The sequence below is a fragment of the Enterococcus sp. DIV0358 genome, assembly GCF_051713465.1.
Lineage (GTDB): Bacteria > Bacillota > Bacilli > Lactobacillales > Enterococcaceae > Enterococcus > Enterococcus faecalis.
Genome location: NZ_JBIOPX010000001.1, coordinates 730,101 through 746,953 on the forward strand (window position 1 = coordinate 730,101; position 16,853 = coordinate 746,953).

Consider the following 16,853-nt stretch of genomic DNA (forward strand, 5'->3'; position numbering starts at 1 on the left):
GGAAAGGAGGTGCTTTGCTTGTTTATTTTATTTACTACAAAGCAAAGTCATGTATTACTAAATGAATTAGGGTTTAATAAAAAAATTGACCTGGTACAAGGTATTGAACAGTTAACAAAAATCAATGCGGATTTAAAAAAATCGACGGATCGAATTCTAATTACGTATGAGATTTATTACAACGTGACAGACGAGAAAGCTTTTGTAAGAGAAACAATGACTTTGCCGGTAGTTGAGGAAACTGTCCTCCAAAACATGGTACAGATTGTAGAAACCAATGAAGAAGTAAGACAAGAAGATTTAGAAGCGTTTCTTCACCTGTTCAAAAGAAATGTGAGTAATAAGTCGAAGAGAATAGGCCGTTCAACAGGTTCTTTAAAAAAGAAAGCAGAAAAGCAACAAAAATCAACTGTGTTTACAACAATTTCTCGCTATAGCTATTTCTCAGTGGCTTTACTTATATTTTTAGCAGTAGGTGTTTTTACAGGTGCGTCATTTGGTTCTCAAAGTAAACCAACGAGCCAAAATGATTCTAAGTTAGAGGAACGATTAACACATTTACAAGAACAAGTGCATGAGCAACCACAAGTTGATGTTGTTGCTCGGTTTTTCTTATCCAGTCTGTACTCTGGTGAAGAGAGTGACAAAGCCACGCAAAAGCAAGTTAAAAAGTATGTTTCTGAAGGAGTACTCAAAGAGATTAAGGGGTCTAAAGAACAAATAAGAACGTTATTTCTTTGGGAATCAAAAAAAGAAGGGAACCAATGGCTTCTTACGTACGTCGTTACCTTGAAAGTGGCTAAAGAAGAAACTGAAATTCGTCAAATGAAAGTGGCTATGGAAAAGAAAAACAATAATTATCAAGTAACAGAAATTCCAGAAGAAAAAGAATTTACTATTAATGAATAATAATTAAGGAGGCAATTCTATGAAATATGAACGTCCATTAAAAAGAGAGTCACAAATCAAGGAGTTTGAGTTAGGCACGCACGCGGCAGTAATTGAAAAAGTTCAAAAAAAACGGTCTCAAAAAGGGAATGATATGTTTTTACTCTCTCTTTTGGGAAAAAGTAACGAAAAAGGGGTTTATTTTCTTACCTTCGGGAATGATTATACTGAAGATAATTTACGCTATATTTTAGCCAGTATCCAAGACAACGGTGTAGAGATTCCAGACGTTGATTTTGGCTATAATCGAGAAACTTTTGAATTTCTGAAAGGTAAAGATGTCTATATTCAGGTTGAAGAACAAGAGTATAAAGGGAAAGTTAAACATGCGGTAACAAATTTTTTAACTCAGGATGAATTTGAAGAAAGCGAAGAAATGGAGTTTTCAGAAAGCAATACTGAAGAAGATTGGTAAAATAAGTCATTTTTTAGAATATAAAAACTGAAGGAGAGACAAAACTATGGATATAGTCACAAAAATTATTACACTAATTGGAGGAATCATTGGACTTGTTTCAGCAGTTAGTATTATGTTTGGCGTCAAAGAAATTCGTTCAGGCATGTCGAATGATGATCCACGTACGCTTGATAAAGGAATAGAAAAAGTAGTTGTTGGTGGGGCCGTTATTTTAGCAATTGGTGGGGTAGTCGCCTATGTTATTACACAGGTAGGAGCTATTCGTTTTTAAAAGGAGGAAAAAATGAAGCTATTAGTAGAAATGATAGTCAATGGTCAAACTGAATGGGAAGTTGTAGAAGAAGAAAATGCGCCACAGGCAATTATTCAGAGTCGAGGAGACTTTTCATTTGATGAGAATGGAGAGCTCATTGTCAATGATGATGAAATAAGTTATACAGGCGTGTTTGAGGTTTGCGAGACTAACTTATTGGATTTCACTGTTAAGGAAGCAGAAATCCATAGATTTTATCACAAAAAATTAGAAAAGCTAGGGATAAATCCTCTAACGTTTGAAAACTCGCAAGAAATAGCTAACTGAGCGGAGGGGAAGCAATGAACATTCCAAAAGGAACGACCGATCAGCTATTTAAAAGTCTAGCTGAATACAATCCAGCAACGAATGAAGCCATGTCTAAAATAGCGAAAGTCCTAGTCCCTTTAGGAATCGCTATTTTAGGCATTCTTTTTATGATTGAATTATCGAATACCCAAAAGAAATTTCAATCAGAAGACGGTGGTTTGACGATCGAGTTATTAACTAACATTGCATTGAAATATGTGATCGCGTATGTCTGTATTATGGGCTCTGGCTACATTATTGATGGCATTGTCTGGTTTACAATTCAAGCAGCCAAATGGATTAATTCCATTGTAACAGCAACAGGAACCAGTGAAGCGATCCCACAAGTGGGGAAAGTTTCCTGGTGGGCAAAACCGATTGTAGGTCTATTTGAGGTATTTGCTTACCTAGCACTATGGTTATCGAGTGTGATAACGAAAATCCTTATTTTCTTACGAGGGGTACAATTGTATATGATTAAAGCCCTTGCACCATTGTTTGTGGCGTTTTTTGTCCATGATGAATTACGTTCGATTGCCATGGGCTACATGAAACAAATTATGGCTTATGCTTTACAAGGTGCTTTACTGGTTCTATTAATGGGGCTTATTCCAATTTTAACGGCGAATGATTACCTTTCGTTTGCTTCATTTGATGGAGGTATATGGGCGAATGCTAGTGCATTTGTACTTAATATCATGACGTATTGTGCGTTAATTTTAAAATATGTGGCAGTGATTATTCTTCTAGTTGGTTCACAAGGATTTGCCAAACGATTAGTAGGAGCGATGTAAAATGGCGATTAGTTCAGAATTTTATAAAGATCTATCAAAAGTAGAGAAAAAAATCTGGGGAATTACAGTCAGAGAATTTAAAGCGTATGTTTGCTTTGTTTTTATAGGGATATTTCTTTTGTTAGAAGTATTTTTTTTGCCTGATCTTTTATTTATGGTTTGTGCGCTAGTCACCTCGTTTGCGTTAGGGTGGTATCCAGTTTTATTAATGATGAATAAGTGGAAAGAAGTAAAAAGAGCTTTTTACTTACGCTTTTATTATGAGGAACGAACCTTTCAGGCTGGGAAAATAAGGAGGTATCAAAAGGATGAATTTGTTCAAAAAGAAACAATCAAAGAAACAGACGTTATCTAGTAACGTTGAAAAAGTAGATAAAAAAGTCAAAAAACGTGTACAGCAACAAGCAAATCCTACCGTACAAGATAGTATCTTTTATACGAGTCAGTTTGAAGAAGGGCTCATGCACATTGTAGAGGATGAGTTTTCTAAGTGCTATAAACTTGGAGAAGTGGACTACGAAATTGCTGTAGAAGAAGATCAATTAAACACGGTAATGGGGTATGCAGAAGGGTTAAATACACTAGACAAAAACTCTCGGTATCAGCTGTTGGTTGTTAATAAAAGAGAAGAAGAGTCGTTGATGGAAGACGTTTTATTGGCGTATCAGGGAGATCACTTAGATAACTACCGTCAAGAAATCAATGAAATTATAACGAAGCAGTATGAACAAGACGAGCGAAACTTTAAGATTGAAAAATATGCTATTTTCACCACAAAAAGTTCGTCCATGAAACAAGCCAACAAAGAGTTAGAAGGAATCATGCAGAACTTTGCCAATCGTTTTGAAGCCAACCAAATTAAATTAGAGGTAACCCCAATGACTGGCTTAGAGCGATTGTCTTTGTTCAGCTATTTTTTGCGCCACGGACAATATTTTGGCACAAGCTATCAAGATATTGCCGTATCAGGGCTAACGTCTAAAGCGTTTATTGTTCCAAGTAAAATCAAGTTTCCAAACAATAAAGCTTATTTTCGGTTAGGAGAAAACTACGCAGCTGTTTTAACCATTCAACAATATCCAAAATACCTAGAAGATAAGTTAATCAAAGAATTATGCGCTACAGGAAGAGAGCTAGCGATTAGCATTCATGCCAGACCTTATGACATGATGGAAGCCAGAAAGGCAATACAGGGAACCAAGACATTAAATGATGTTGCCATTCAAAAGCAACAGAAGCAAAACTTCAGAAGTGGTGTTTCAGAGGATGCGATTTCAGGAGAAGCAAAGGAAATCCAAGAAACAACGAATGCGTTAATGGATGAAATAAAAAATAATGGCCAAAAGTTATTTAATGGCCTATTTTCAGTTTTCTTAATTGCAGAAACAGAAAAGGAACTTTTAGAAGCTGTTGAATCGGTGAAAAACGTAGGAGCAACCTGGCAAGTTGTGTTTGATACAGTAGACAATTACAAAGAAGAAGCACTCAATACAATCTTACCGATTGGAAAACCTTACTTAGACGTTGAAATGAGTTATATGCGTGATCTAACAACAACAAATATTGCTACACAAGTCCCTTTTACCAATGTGGAATTACAAAGCTCAACAGGTCAGTTTTATGGCCGGAATCAGTTGACGAAGAACATGATTACTATTGACCGAAAAAAAGATTTAATTACACCAAGTGGGCTTATTTTCGGAACGTCTGGTTCTGGTAAAGGAATGGCGACCAAATGGGAAATTCTTTCAACGCGTTTAAAATTTCCGAAGGACCGCTTTTTAATTGTTGATCCAGAAAGTGAATACTTACCGATTGGGAAAGAATTGGATGCAGAAATACTCGATATCTCGACTGGTACAAAAAATCACTTGAATATTTTAGGAATGGTAGACAAGCAGTTATTGGATGAAGAGGACCAGGAACTTGATTTAGTTAAAGAAAAATCTAATTTGTTATCCACTATGTTTGAATCGCTACTAAAAAGCTATACGGACGTGGATGCGGGACTTGTTGACCGTGTGACGTTGTTGACGTATGAACGCTTTGAAAACAAAGAGACAGAGCCAACATTAGTCGATTGGTTTAGAATCTTAAAAGAACAAACGGATGAAGGTGCCAAAGAATTAGCGAATAAAGTGGAAACCTATTGTGTGGGTTCACAAGATATCTTTGCGCACCAAACGAATATCGATTTAACGGCACCCTTTATTGTCTTTAATACAAAAAAATTAGATGATCGCTTGAAAAAGTTTGCCATGAAAGTGATTTTAGATCAGTTGTGGAAACAAGTAGTATCTGGACAAGGAAAAGTAACGTCACGTTTGTATTTTGATGAATTACAAGTCAACTTCACAACGGAAGAAGAAGCAGAATGGTTCTTAAATTTATGGGCGCGTATTCGTAAGTATGGTGCCGTGACAACAGGTATCACGCAAAACCCTACGACGTTATTAGACAGTAAAGCGGGGCAAAAAATGATTGCCAATAGTGAATTTTTGATTTTATTACGGCAAAAACCAATTGATTCACAACGATTAGTAGAAATTTTAAGTCTGACACCTGCATTGAAGAAGTATATCAATGATCGAGCCCCACAAGGAACGGGGCTAATTTCTGCAGGTGGGGTGGTTGTTCCGTTTGAAAATCCTATTCCAAAAGAAACACATCTATTTGAAATTATGAATACCGACGCTTAGGATGTGAGGACATGGTAGAAAATAAGCGTACTTGGAAAGAAAAAGTACATGTTGAAACTCAAGTAGAAGAGCGTCTTAGAAAAAATTTGACCTTAAAATCAAGAGAAGCGACGAAGTTGCAAAAAAAAGCATTAAAGACGACTAAAAAGGAGTTTAAACTTTCTAAGAAAAATTACAAGCAATCACTAAAAAAACATAAACTCACCTTGAAAACAGGGAAGGAACCATTAAGTATTAACCATTTACTGGATAAAAAGAAATTTGTAGAGCAAAAGAAACGCAAAAAAGCACAGAAAATTGCTTACAAACGAACGAAAAAAGTAGATGAAACGCGTGTCGTTAACCAAGTAAAAAGGGAAACCAAGGAAGGGTTGAAAAGAGAAGCGACGCAAAAAGTACGAACCACGTTAACGCAGGAAGATACACTGAATGAAGCAATGACCCTTTATGAAAAAACACAACAAGCTAAATTTAACATGCGTACAGCTTTGAAAACAGGAAAAACGGTTAAGAATCTTTCGGTGAAAACTGCAAAAGATACGTACGGATTGGGGAATCGCTTATTTAACTTTTCAAGAGGACGTGGGTTTCAGCGTACACCAAAAGACTTTACGTTAAAAAAACAACTTATGAAACAACTACGGAATCGCGCTATGCGCTTTAAAGCAGCAAAAGAAGCGAAGAAAGCCGAACAAGGTATTGGCTTGATTCGTTCTTTTTTTAATGGTCAGAAGACATTAGGGAAAGTCGCTGCATTGATTCTAAAAAATCCAATTTCTTGGGTTGTTTTATTGGTTCTTTTTCTTGTTTTTTTATTGAGTGGCGTTGCAAGTAGTACACAAAAACCAGCGATTGTTCAAGAAGAGGAAGATTTAACCGCTTCATGGACGTATTTTACTAAATTAGATGCGCAACATACAGACGATAACAACCAGTTTTATAGCAATATCGATGATGTTCTTTTCTACATGAATTATCGGTACGATGATTTTAAATTATTAGATATGGATTCGACTGGTACAAAGAATTTTGAAACGATTCTATCTGACTTATGGACGGCATTAAACGGAAAGAAACCTGATTATCAGTTGAAAACAATGCAAAGTTTAGAAACAGATAAGAAATCAAGTTATTTTATCGAAGAGGAACAAGCAAAGCATTATCAAGAGATAAAAAAAGAGTTAGGCTACCAAACATTGGATGATCTCCTTTCTTTTCCAGTAAAAACTGACGCTTTAATTGTCAATAAGCGCTATGGCTATGACAAATCAAAAGAGAAGCTCACCTTGTATCAAGGCATTGATGTATTGATTGAAGCTAATCAGCCGTTTCATTCACCAATGAACGGCCAAATCGTTTCGGTGCCTGATACAGAAACACTGGTTATCGAAAAAGAGAAAGTAGCTAGGTTAACGATTCGTGGTGTGAATACCCTTCGACTAACAAAAGGTATGGATGTTGAAGAAGGAACATTTCTTGGGAATACAAAGAATTCAACAGTTACATTCCAGTATGAAAAATATAAAAAAGAAACGAAAGACTGGTTTTTTGTAAATCCAGCCTTTTATTTTCCACGTGTAACCTACACGCAAACGACTCTTTTAGGAAGTGCAGATTTTTCTCCTGGAGCAAGTGTCGAAAAAAGAGCGCAAGCTGTTTATGATTATTTATCAAAAAAGGGATACACCAAAGAAGGAATTAGCGCGATTTTAGGGAATTTTTCGGTAGAAAGTGGCATTAATCCAAAACGTGCAGAAGGGGATTATTTGAACCCGCCTGTAGGTGCGCATGGGAATTCGTGGGACGAACCGAGTTGGCTTTCTATGGGAGGTCCGCAAATTTATGGGGGACGTTTTCCAAATATTCTCCATCGAGGACTAGGTTTAGGCCAGTGGACGGATACAGCTGATGGTGGTCGTAGGCATACGTTGTTATTAGACTATGCCAAAGGTAAAAATAAAAAATGGTACGATCTGCAATTGCAGCTGGACTTTATTTTTGACGGCGATGCACCAGGTTCACGAACAGCAGCAGACAATGTAGCAAGAAGTAAGGTGGCTGCAACTATTCCAGAACTTACTACTTATTTTCTAACTGTTTGGGAAGGAAATCCCGGAGACAAGTTAGGAGAACGAATTCAAGCTGCACAAAATTGGTTTACATTCTTTTCTCGATCGGGTACACCAATCGGTGGTTCTGGGAGTGAGGTCTTTGCGCAGTATAAAGAAAAAATGCAACCATTACCCACAGACAGAGAAACAAAAGCAGGACAAGGCTGGCCAGGCAATGCGTATGCGCCAGGGAATTGTACTTGGTATGTATTTAATCGTTTTGCACAGTTAGGAAAAAGCATTCACCCTACTATGGGAAACGCCAATCAATGGGTGCATAACTACAGTCAAACACCAGGAGCGACACTTGAATCAACTCCTAAAAAAGGGGATGCTGTTATTTTTACAAATGGTGTAGCTGGTTCTAGTACGCAATATGGACACGTGGCTTATGTGGAGCATGTAAACTCTGATGGTAGTTTTGTCATTTCTGAAATGAATGTCAGTGGTGAGTATTCTATGAATTGGCGTGTCTTAAAAAAAGAAGCAGGCGAATATTTTATGCGCCTAAACTAAAAAGAAAGGAACCAATAAGAACAATGTATAATATGGAAAAATTAAGTAGATACAAGAAAATTGCCTTTATTGGTGGCAGCTTACTGCTTATTGTGCTTATTTTTTTGATTGGGCTTAGTGTTGGGCAAAGAAAACAAGTAAACACCAATGAAAAACAAGTAAAAGTTGAGAAAAAAGAGGAGTTAACAACAAGTACGGTAAAAAAATTTTTGATTGCGTATTATACAAAAAAAGATCTTGGTGAAAATAGAAATCGCTATGAACCTTTGGTGACAAGCGCCATGTATAACGAATTAGTGAATGTAGAAAAACAGCCTGTTAATCAAGCGTATAAAGGCTATGTAGTCAATCAAGTACTTGATACGTATAAAATCTATATTGATACTGAAAACAATGAAGTCATTGTGGACGTCACGTATAAGAATACACAACGAACCAAACGAAATAATGATGAAGGAGCGTTGAAAAATCAGAGCAATCAAGAAGCGATGAAATTAACCTTTGTAAAACAAGGCGCTAATTTTTTAGTGGATAAAATGGCACCAGTAACACTTACCAATGAATTACAAGAGGAGCCAAATTCATATAATACACATGTAGTAACGACAGAAGAATCAACAAAGGAGAGTGCAAACAGTGGGGAAAAGTAAAGTGAGTGAATTAGAAAAAAAGAAAGATCGAGTGGAGAAAGAGCTTAATAAAGCCAATGAACGTCTCGATACATTGAAACAGTCGATTGCTAAAAAAGAGAATGAATTGAAACAAATAGAAGCGGAAATTGTCAGTGCTCTATTAACAGAAAATAATTTATCTTTTAGTGAATTGACTGCGTTGTTGAGTGAAAAAGAATCAGGTGGTGAAGCAAGTGTTTATAGGGAATAAAACAACCTATCGCTATGAACTTCTTCATTCAAAAAATATTAAAGGCGAGGCGATCGACTCAACCGCTACACTTGTTCGTTATGTGATTGGCGTAAACAACGATCTTATTAAGAAGGAAGAAGAAGGATGGCTTTATGTCGAAAAAATAAAAGAAGGAAAACAAGAGGACCAAATCCTTTATGGCAAGCGTATAGATTTACCAATTTTAGAAGACAATCCTTATTTTCATGATCTTTTAGATCCGTTTGATACAAAAAAAGTCATTCCTTTTGTAGAGCTATTGCCTTCAGCTATAGAAAATCAGGTAAAGCCAGAAGAAAAAAATAAAGAAACACAGGATATTGTAGAGTTAGAGAAAAACAACAAAACCACTATTACTAATGAAGAAAAGGAAACAACTGAATTAAAAGAGCAACCAGATGAAATGGCCGATAAAGAAACACAGAAGAAAATTCTGGAACAAAAGATTCAGTTTAAAAAAGACGAGTTAGCCACATTGACCGAGGAGATTGCGACTAAGCAGGAAGAAATCAATGACTTAGAACAAAAATTAAGTACATTTTCAAAGAAGCCAGAGGGACTTTATTTATAAAAAAGAGCTTTTTCTTAGCTAGTAAAAAGCCTCTTTTAGCTAAGAAATAAGGATTATCACTTTCCCTTACAATTGTTTACGGCATATCAAAAAAGTAGAACCATAAAAAAAGACTAGCAAAAATTGCTAGTTTTTTTTTGTAAAGGAGGAGATTTTTGATGGAACAAAGAGAAATTGTACACCGCTATTATGTTTTAGGTACTAGTACTTTAGATAAAGTATTAAAAGTGCTGCTTAATTTATCCAGTGATGGTGTATTGGCGTTAAAAGACAAGTTTCTTCCTTTAAAAGGGGAAAATAATTTGTATAAGCTAATGAATCGTGAGGATCCACTGACTTCGGCGCAACTTCATGAAAAAGTGAATTTAAATAAGTTAAAAGAACAGTTGGAAGCCCAAGGGCTTCCTTTTGCGTTTAAAGAAACCAAAGAAGGGACTAACTTCTATTTTCGAGTAAAAGATACGGAACTTGCAAAGAAAGCCTTAGAACGCGTGTTAACGGATATTAAGAAGAACCCACAAATGATTTTGCGTAAGCCAAATACCATGACTTTTGATGAACGGTTAGCCTACACTGCAGCCAATAAAAAATACGTGGGTAAAATTGATCAAACAAAAACAATCACAAAAGGAAGGAAACTGTAATGCAGACGTACAAAAAAGAACTGAAACCGTATCTCTACCTTGGTGTTTTTCTATTTGTGATTGGCTTTGGAATAGGAAATTTCTTTTGGCTGTTACCAGGGACAGACTATTTTTCAAAAACGAATTATCTCTTTACAAAAGATATTCTAACGTATATCGAACAAACTTTTTATCGGTTTTTTATAACACCAAGTCTATTAGGATTTAGTGTAGGAATACTTGGTTTTCTTTTAGGGCTATTAATGTATGTGCGAGATAATGATCGTGGAATCTACCGTCATGGAGAAGAATACGGTTCGGCTCGTTTTGCTACACCTGCTGAAATGAAAAAATATGAAGATCCAATTCCTGAAAACAATATTATTGTTAGTAAGCATGTAAAAATTTCTCTTTTTAATAAACGTTTACCAATCAAGCTACAAAAAAATAAGAATATCGCCATTCTAGGTGATTCTGGAGCGGCCAAAACGTTAGCTTTTATCAAAACCAATCTTATGCAACGACATGCCAGCTTTATCACAACAGACCCAGACGGTGGGATATTGCCAGAGATTGGACTTTTATTGAAAAAAGGCAAGTACAAGATTAAGGTCTTAGACTTAAACACGTTGTCAAATAGTGATACGTTCAATGTTTTTGAGTATATGCACTCCGAATTAGACGTGGACCGAGTTTTAGAAGCTGTCACCGAAGCAACAAAAGAAGTGGAAAAAACGACCGGGGACGATTTTTGGATAAAAGCCGAAGGCTTATTGGTTCGCTCTCTTATTGCGTATTTATGGTTTGACGGTCGCAGAAATGATTATACGCCACATTTAGGAATGATTGCGGACATGTTACGCCACCTAAAACGAAAAGATAAAAATGTACCTAGCCCAGCGGAAGAATGGTTTGAGGAGTTAAACGAGGCCATTCCTGACAACTACGCTTACCGACAATGGACCTTGTTTAACAATTTGTATGAGAGTGAAACGAGAGCCAGCGTTCTAGGGATAGCTGCTGCACGTTACTCTGTTTTTGACCATGAAGAAGTGGTCAATATGATTCGTACAGACACGATGGATATTGACTCCTGGAATGAAGAAAAAACAGCGGTGTTTATTGCGATACCTGAAACTAATACGTCGTTTAATTTTATTGCAGCGTTGATGTTTGCGACAGTCGGAGAAGTGTTGCGAAATAAATCAGACCAAGTACGTTTAGGAAAACGAGTACTAGAAGAAGGAAAAGAACTCCTACATGTCCGTTTCTTAATTGACGAATTTGCCAATATTGGCCGAATTCCTCACTTTGAGAAAATGTTGACCACGTTTCGTAAGCGAGAAATGTCGTTTACCATTGTTTTACAATCCTTAAATCAACTCCAAACCTTGTATCCAAAAGGGTGGCAAAACATTCTAAACGGCTGTGCGTGTTTACTATACCTTGGTGGGGACGAAGAAGAAACCACCAAGTATCTGTCTGCACGTGCAGGGAAACAAACGTTATCCATTCGGAAACATAGCATGAATAAAGGAAATCAAGGTGGAGGATCCGAAAATCGCGATAAATACGGGCGCGATTTGATTGACAGGAGTGAAGTTGCGCTTATTGGAGGAGACGAGTGTCTGGTTTTTATATCAAAAGAGCATGTTTTTAAAGATAAAAAATTCTATGCTTTTCAGCATGACCGAGCAGATGAACTAGCAACAGGACCGACTGATGATAAGTGGTATACGTGGCGCCGATATATGACTGATGAAGAAGCTATTTTGGATAAAATCTCGGCAACAGATATTATTGACCATGGAGAAATTACAAGTGAACTGAAAGACGAAACACACGTTTAAAAAGACGTGCGTTTTTTTCTTTTAGAAAATAGAAAAAGGAGGAACAGAAAATGCCAATGACACATGCACAACGACAAAAAGTGTTAGAAGAAATTGAACAAAAAAGTATTGTGGATGTCGCAGAAAGTTTAGGAATAACACTTGTACGACAGGGACAAAGTTATACCTGGTCAGAGCACGATAGTTTTGTTTTAACCCCTAAGAAGAATGCTTTTTATTGGAACTCTCGCCAAGTTGGTGGTGGGAGTATCAAGCTTGTTCAAGTGATAAAAGAGTGTACACACGCTGAAGCATTGCAGTATTTACAGACTGTAGAAGCAGGGGCTATTGAAACGTTGAAAGAACCTACTCCGACGAACTTTCATTATTATATGAAAGAACATACACAACAAAATGCCACCATTGATTACTTGCTTCAGGAACGTAAGTTATCAAAAGAAACGATTGATTTCTTTTTTGAACAAAACCTCATGGCACAATCCACGTATACAGATAAAGAGACCGGACAAAGTGAACCAGTAATAGTCTTCAAGCACGTTGGTCTTGAAGAAAAAATTAAAGGCGTTGCCTTACAAGGTATTTGGGAAAATAAGAAGCTACATGGTGAACGAGGACGGTTAAAGCGTGTCTGGGGAAATGGCTATTATGGGTTGACTGTTCGTGTAGGGTATCCACCAAAAATTGCAGAAGCTACGTCAGAAAAGCCAATCAAAATCATTGTTTTTGAAGCGCCTATAGATCTCATGAGTTATTACGAATTAAAAAAAGAGACGATTGGAGATGCGGTATTATTTTGTGCGAATGGACTTAAAAAGGGCGCAGTATCTACGCTTATTGCCAATGAAATTGGCTCTTATGTCAAAGAGGAAGAAAAGCCAACCGTTCTTGAACAATTAGAAAAGTCGAAACTAACAACGGAAAAAGTCCAACTTGTTTTGGCTGTAGATAATGACGAAGCAGGGAAGAAATTTATTCAACAATTTTCAAATAACTGGTGTCCAATTACTCTTGACCAACCTAAACTAATTGAAGGAAAAAGTAAAACAGATTGGAACGATATTTTAAAGCAAACAAAGAATGAAACAAAGAAAAAAGAAGCAAAATTAAAGCGTCAAGAAGCAAAAAAACGATCCAGAGAAAGGAATAAAGAAATGTCTGAAAAAACACAAATGAAGCAAAAAAGCCAACCAGAAATCACCTTGGAAGAGATAATTAAAAAGAAAGATTATAAAAAATTATCGCAGCATTTGAACGACGGGATCAAAGAGTATTTAACAAGTGATACGTTTAAAAACTATTTAGATTTTGCTTCAAAATTTCATAAATATTCGTCAAAAAATATTCGTTTGTTGTTGGCACAAAATCCAAACATACGTCGTGTAGCTGGTTACAATGCGTGGAAAAAGTTAGATCGTCAAGTAAAAAAAGGCAGCAAAGCACTGTATGTGTATGCCCCTTATTTTAAAGATAAAGTCGATAAGAACGGGAAAAAAGTTACGGATGAAAATGGAGAAATTGTCAAAGAGACGCGCTATTTTTTAACGCCTGTCTTTGATGTAGAACAAACGACCGGCGCAGAGTTGCCACAGCTTGTTTATAATCTGGAAGAGAATCTTAGCGACGGTAAAACATTCACCAGAACTTACAATGCGTTAGTTGAGATTTGCCCAGTTCCAGTAACTGTCACGTCTATTGCAAGTGGTGCGAATGGGTATTATGATCCAACGAAAAAAGAAATTGTCCTCCAACAACATTTAGGAGAAGTGATGACTTTAAAAGTCTTACTTCATGAAATGACGCATGCCATGCTTCACCCAGATTCGCAAGCGATATTTGGAGATGACGTTTATTCTCGACAAGAATTTGAAGCGGAATCAGTTGCCTATATTGTCTCCCGTCACTTAGGGCTGGATACGTCCTCGTATTCTTTTGGTTATCTTTCTTCTTGGACGAAGCAAGGAGAAAAGTTAGAAGAATTTACGCAATCGTTAGAAACGATCATGAAAGAGGCGCGCACGCTAATTGAAAAAGCCGACCATGCTTTATCCATAGAAAAAGGCATTCAACTTCCCCAAAATAAATTTGAAGAACGTTTATTGAATGCGAAGAAAAAAGAAACTGAAGTGGGAAAGTCCCAAGCTAACGAGCAAAAAAGGCAACAAAATGAACCAAGAATTTCTGCTCAAATAGCAAATTCTACTCGATTTTAAAAACAAATAATAAGAGAAAAGGAGAAAACAAAATGGACCAATTAACGGACGAAAGTAAATTTATTCTGACACAATTTTTCTTGGCAGACCCGCTTAGTGACCAACCAAGAGTCCACCAGAAAAAGAAAGAAAAATCAAAAGGAACGGTGCTAAAAGAACTGGATACGTTGATTCATGATTTTAAAGAAAAAGAATTAGAAATTGATTTATTTCCTTACGAAGAAGCAGCCACTTATTTACGAAAGTTGAAAGGAAATGACTCGTATTTGGTCTTTCTGGATGAGTTATTAGCCCCTTATCAATAGGAAAGAAAAAATAAAGGTCAAAAATGGTAAGTCTAAACGTCAATAAATGTCAAAGTGTAGCGATGGGGATTGGGGGAACCCCAAAAATTTGAACGACTCCTACCAGTATTTTTGGTAGGGGTCATTCAAAATATCGCAACATGGTACCATGTTGCTCCGCTTGCAAAAAGAAAGCCTACCCTTGGGTACAACCAATTGTCAAACTAAGGAGACTACTTATTATGTAAAAGAAAGAAGAAATAATTATGGAGAATAAACAAAAGCTAAAACGACCTATTCAAAGAAAAATACGTTTTTCAAAAGAAGAAAATGAATTAATCAATCGAAAAATTTTGAAAGTTTCTTTCCAAACTTTCAAAATTTTGCCTTGCACCTTTTGATTCAAGGAGAGATTCGCCACGTTGACTATTCCGAACTCAACAGACTAACTACCGAAATTCATAAAATTGGCATTAATATTAATCAAATGGCCCGTCTTGCTAATCAGTTTAATGAAATTTCGTCTGAAGATATTAAAGATTTGACCGATAAAGTACAGAGTTTAAATGCGCTGGTTCAGAGCGAATTAAACAAATTAATAAAGAGAAAGGAACAATCGTAAATGGTGTATACAAAACATTTTGTTATTCATACATTTGATAAATTAAACAATGCTTGCTCATATATTGAGAATGCAGAAAAAACTGAAGTCACGAATGATAATCCGTCTGAACACTTGGAACATTTATTTCAATATATTGTGAATGACGATAAGACATACATGAAAAAATTAGTTTCTGGTCATGGCATTGTGGATCCAACAAATCCTTATGAAGAATTTAAATTAACAAAATTACAAGCAGCAATTCAACGAAAAATCGGGTACACATTCGATCCAAAATCAGAACGATTGCTTCCGCCAACGTTAACAGAATTAGAAAAAGGCAACGCCGTTTTAGCACACCATTTAATCCAATCCTTTTCTCCAGAAGATGATTTAACGCCAGAAAAAATACATGAAATAGGGTACAACACGGTGATGGAATTGACAGGTGGAGAGTATGAATTTGTGATCGCCACACATGTCGACAAAGAACATTTACACAATCATATTATTTTTAGTTCAACCAACTTAAAAACAGGTAAAGCCTTTCGCTGGCAAAAAGGAACCAAAAGAGTCTTTGAACAAATTTCGGATAAGATTGCAGCGAAGGAAGGCGCAAAAATTATTGAAAAATCACCGAAGCAAACTCATACAAAATATACAAAATGGCAAACAGAGTCCATTTATAAACAAAAAATAAAAAGTCGTTTAGACTTTTTATTAGAACAAAGTTCTTCAATTAATGACTTCCTAGAAAAAGCAGAAGCTTTGAATTTATCGGCAGACTTTTCTAATAAGTGGACGACCTATCGATTGCTTGACGAACCACAAATAAAAAATACTCGTAGTCGAAGCTTGTCAAAAAGTGACCCCACTAGATATAATTATGAAAAGATTATTGAACGATTGAAAGAAAATAAAAACGTTCTAACAGTGGAAGAATGTGTCAAAAGATACGAAGAAAAAAATGAACAAGAAAAAAATAATTTTGACTATCAATTTACAATAGAACCATGGCAACTGTCTCACAAAACAGAAAGAGGATATTATATAAATATCGATTATGGCTATGGCAATTCTGGAAAGCTCTTTGTAGGAGGGTATAAGGTTGATCCATTAGACAACGGTAATTACAATATCTATATTAAAAGAAATGAGTATTTTTATTTTATGAGCGACAAGGATGCTACTAAAAGTAAATACTTAACAGGGGCTTCGTTGATTAAACAATTACGACTGTATAATGGACAAACACCACTGAAAAGAGAACCTGTGATGCAAACCATTGATGAATTAGTTAGTGCCATTAACTTTTTAGCGGCGAATGAAATCGAGGACACAAGACAACTAAAATTATTAGAAGAAAAATTAGAAGTTGCTTTTCTTGAAGCAGAAAAAACTTTAGAGACTCTTGACGAGAAGATGTTAGAGCTGCACCAATTAAGTAACCTCTTATTAGAAAATGAACTGCAGGGAGATCCAGAGTTAATTCAGAAAAAATTGAAAACATTGTTACCGGACGCAACACTTGCGGAATTTTCTTATGAAGATGTTCGAGGGGAAATAGAAGCAATTAAAACCAGTCAATCTCTGTTAGAGAATAAATTGGAACGAACGCGAAATGAAATCAATCAACTTCATGAAATTCAAGCTGTACAAAAAAAAGAAACCACAAACCAAAATAATGTCAAACCAAAATTATAAAAACAATTGTTAAGGAA

General features: G+C 36.1%; 16 protein-coding genes and 1 pseudogene. All 17 read left to right on the plus strand.

The genetic code is table 11. The features are described 5' to 3' along the window. Window positions 1–9 precede the first annotated feature (9 nt). The 17 genes and pseudogenes from IGK70_RS03630 (at window position 10) to IGK70_RS03710 (ending at window position 16,836) form a co-directional block, all read left to right on the plus strand. Window positions 10–909, plus strand: coding sequence for a type III secretion system protein PrgD (locus IGK70_RS03630; protein WP_438775175.1), 900 nt, complete (start codon window positions 10–12; stop codon window positions 907–909). 19 nt (window positions 910–928) lie between these two features. Continuing rightward, window positions 929–1,363: a hypothetical protein gene (locus IGK70_RS03635; protein WP_002365857.1), complete on the plus strand. Its 435-nt coding sequence runs from the start codon at window positions 929–931 to the stop codon at window positions 1,361–1,363. 46 nt (window positions 1,364–1,409) lie between these two features. Further along, window positions 1,410–1,637: a hypothetical protein gene (locus IGK70_RS03640; protein WP_002365858.1), complete on the plus strand. Its 228-nt coding sequence runs from the start codon at window positions 1,410–1,412 to the stop codon at window positions 1,635–1,637. Between the two features lie 12 nt (window positions 1,638–1,649). Then, window positions 1,650–1,946, plus strand: coding sequence for a hypothetical protein (locus IGK70_RS03645; RefSeq protein WP_002382798.1), 297 nt, complete (start codon window positions 1,650–1,652; stop codon window positions 1,944–1,946). A gap of 14 nt (window positions 1,947–1,960) precedes the next feature. Further along, window positions 1,961–2,761 (plus strand): type IV secretion system protein, encoded by an 801-nt coding sequence (locus IGK70_RS03650; RefSeq protein ID WP_002382799.1) that lies wholly within the window; start codon window positions 1,961–1,963, stop codon window positions 2,759–2,761. Window position 2,762: 1 nt separating this feature from the next. After that, entirely contained in the window at window positions 2,763–3,116 is a 354-nt protein-coding gene (locus IGK70_RS03655) for a PrgI family protein (protein WP_002386485.1), read from the plus strand. Further along, window positions 3,070–5,460, plus strand: a complete 2,391-nt coding sequence (locus IGK70_RS03660; RefSeq protein WP_002405105.1) for a VirB4-like conjugal transfer ATPase, CD1110 family — start codon at window positions 3,070–3,072, stop codon at window positions 5,458–5,460. Before IGK70_RS03655 ends, IGK70_RS03660 begins: the two co-directional genes overlap by 47 nt. 11 nt (window positions 5,461–5,471) lie before the next feature. Next, entirely contained in the window at window positions 5,472–8,087 is a 2,616-nt protein-coding gene (locus tag IGK70_RS03665) for a phage tail tip lysozyme (RefSeq protein ID WP_002410288.1), read from the plus strand. A gap of 23 nt (window positions 8,088–8,110) precedes the next feature. Beyond that, a complete protein-coding gene (locus IGK70_RS03670) occupies window positions 8,111–8,737 on the plus strand; it encodes a hypothetical protein (RefSeq protein ID WP_010706908.1) in 627 nt (208 codons plus the stop codon). Then, the gene (locus IGK70_RS03675; RefSeq protein ID WP_002365866.1) at window positions 8,724–8,969 is read left to right on the plus strand and encodes a hypothetical protein; all 246 of its coding nucleotides are present in this window, start codon (window positions 8,724–8,726) and stop codon (window positions 8,967–8,969) included. Before IGK70_RS03670 ends, IGK70_RS03675 begins: the two co-directional genes overlap by 14 nt. Further along, window positions 8,953–9,561: a hypothetical protein gene (locus IGK70_RS03680; RefSeq protein WP_010706909.1), complete on the plus strand. Its 609-nt coding sequence runs from the start codon at window positions 8,953–8,955 to the stop codon at window positions 9,559–9,561. The genes IGK70_RS03675 and IGK70_RS03680 overlap by 17 nt, the downstream gene beginning before the upstream one ends. A gap of 158 nt (window positions 9,562–9,719) precedes the next feature. Next, window positions 9,720–10,205 carry a PcfB family protein gene (locus IGK70_RS03685; protein ID WP_002386493.1) on the plus strand — a complete coding sequence of 162 codons (486 nt, stop codon included), beginning with the start codon at window positions 9,720–9,722 and terminating at the stop codon, window positions 10,203–10,205. Continuing rightward, window positions 10,205–12,034 (plus strand): VirD4-like conjugal transfer protein, CD1115 family, encoded by a 1,830-nt coding sequence (locus tag IGK70_RS03690; protein WP_002395046.1) that lies wholly within the window; start codon window positions 10,205–10,207, stop codon window positions 12,032–12,034. Before IGK70_RS03685 ends, IGK70_RS03690 begins: the two co-directional genes overlap by 1 nt. A 50-nt stretch (window positions 12,035–12,084) precedes the next feature. Next, on the plus strand, window positions 12,085–14,244 hold the full coding sequence (locus tag IGK70_RS03695; RefSeq protein WP_220421730.1) for an ArdC-like ssDNA-binding domain-containing protein: 2,160 nt from the start codon (window positions 12,085–12,087) through the stop codon (window positions 14,242–14,244). 32 nt (window positions 14,245–14,276) lie between these two features. Beyond that, entirely contained in the window at window positions 14,277–14,549 is a 273-nt protein-coding gene (locus IGK70_RS03700) for an LtrD (RefSeq protein WP_002395044.1), read from the plus strand. A gap of 245 nt (window positions 14,550–14,794) precedes the next feature. Further along, window positions 14,795–15,150, plus strand: a pseudogene (locus IGK70_RS03705) (plasmid mobilization protein). Further along, window positions 15,151–16,836, plus strand: a complete 1,686-nt coding sequence (locus IGK70_RS03710) for a relaxase/mobilization nuclease domain-containing protein (protein ID WP_002395042.1) — start codon at window positions 15,151–15,153, stop codon at window positions 16,834–16,836. Window positions 16,837–16,853 lie beyond the last annotated feature (17 nt).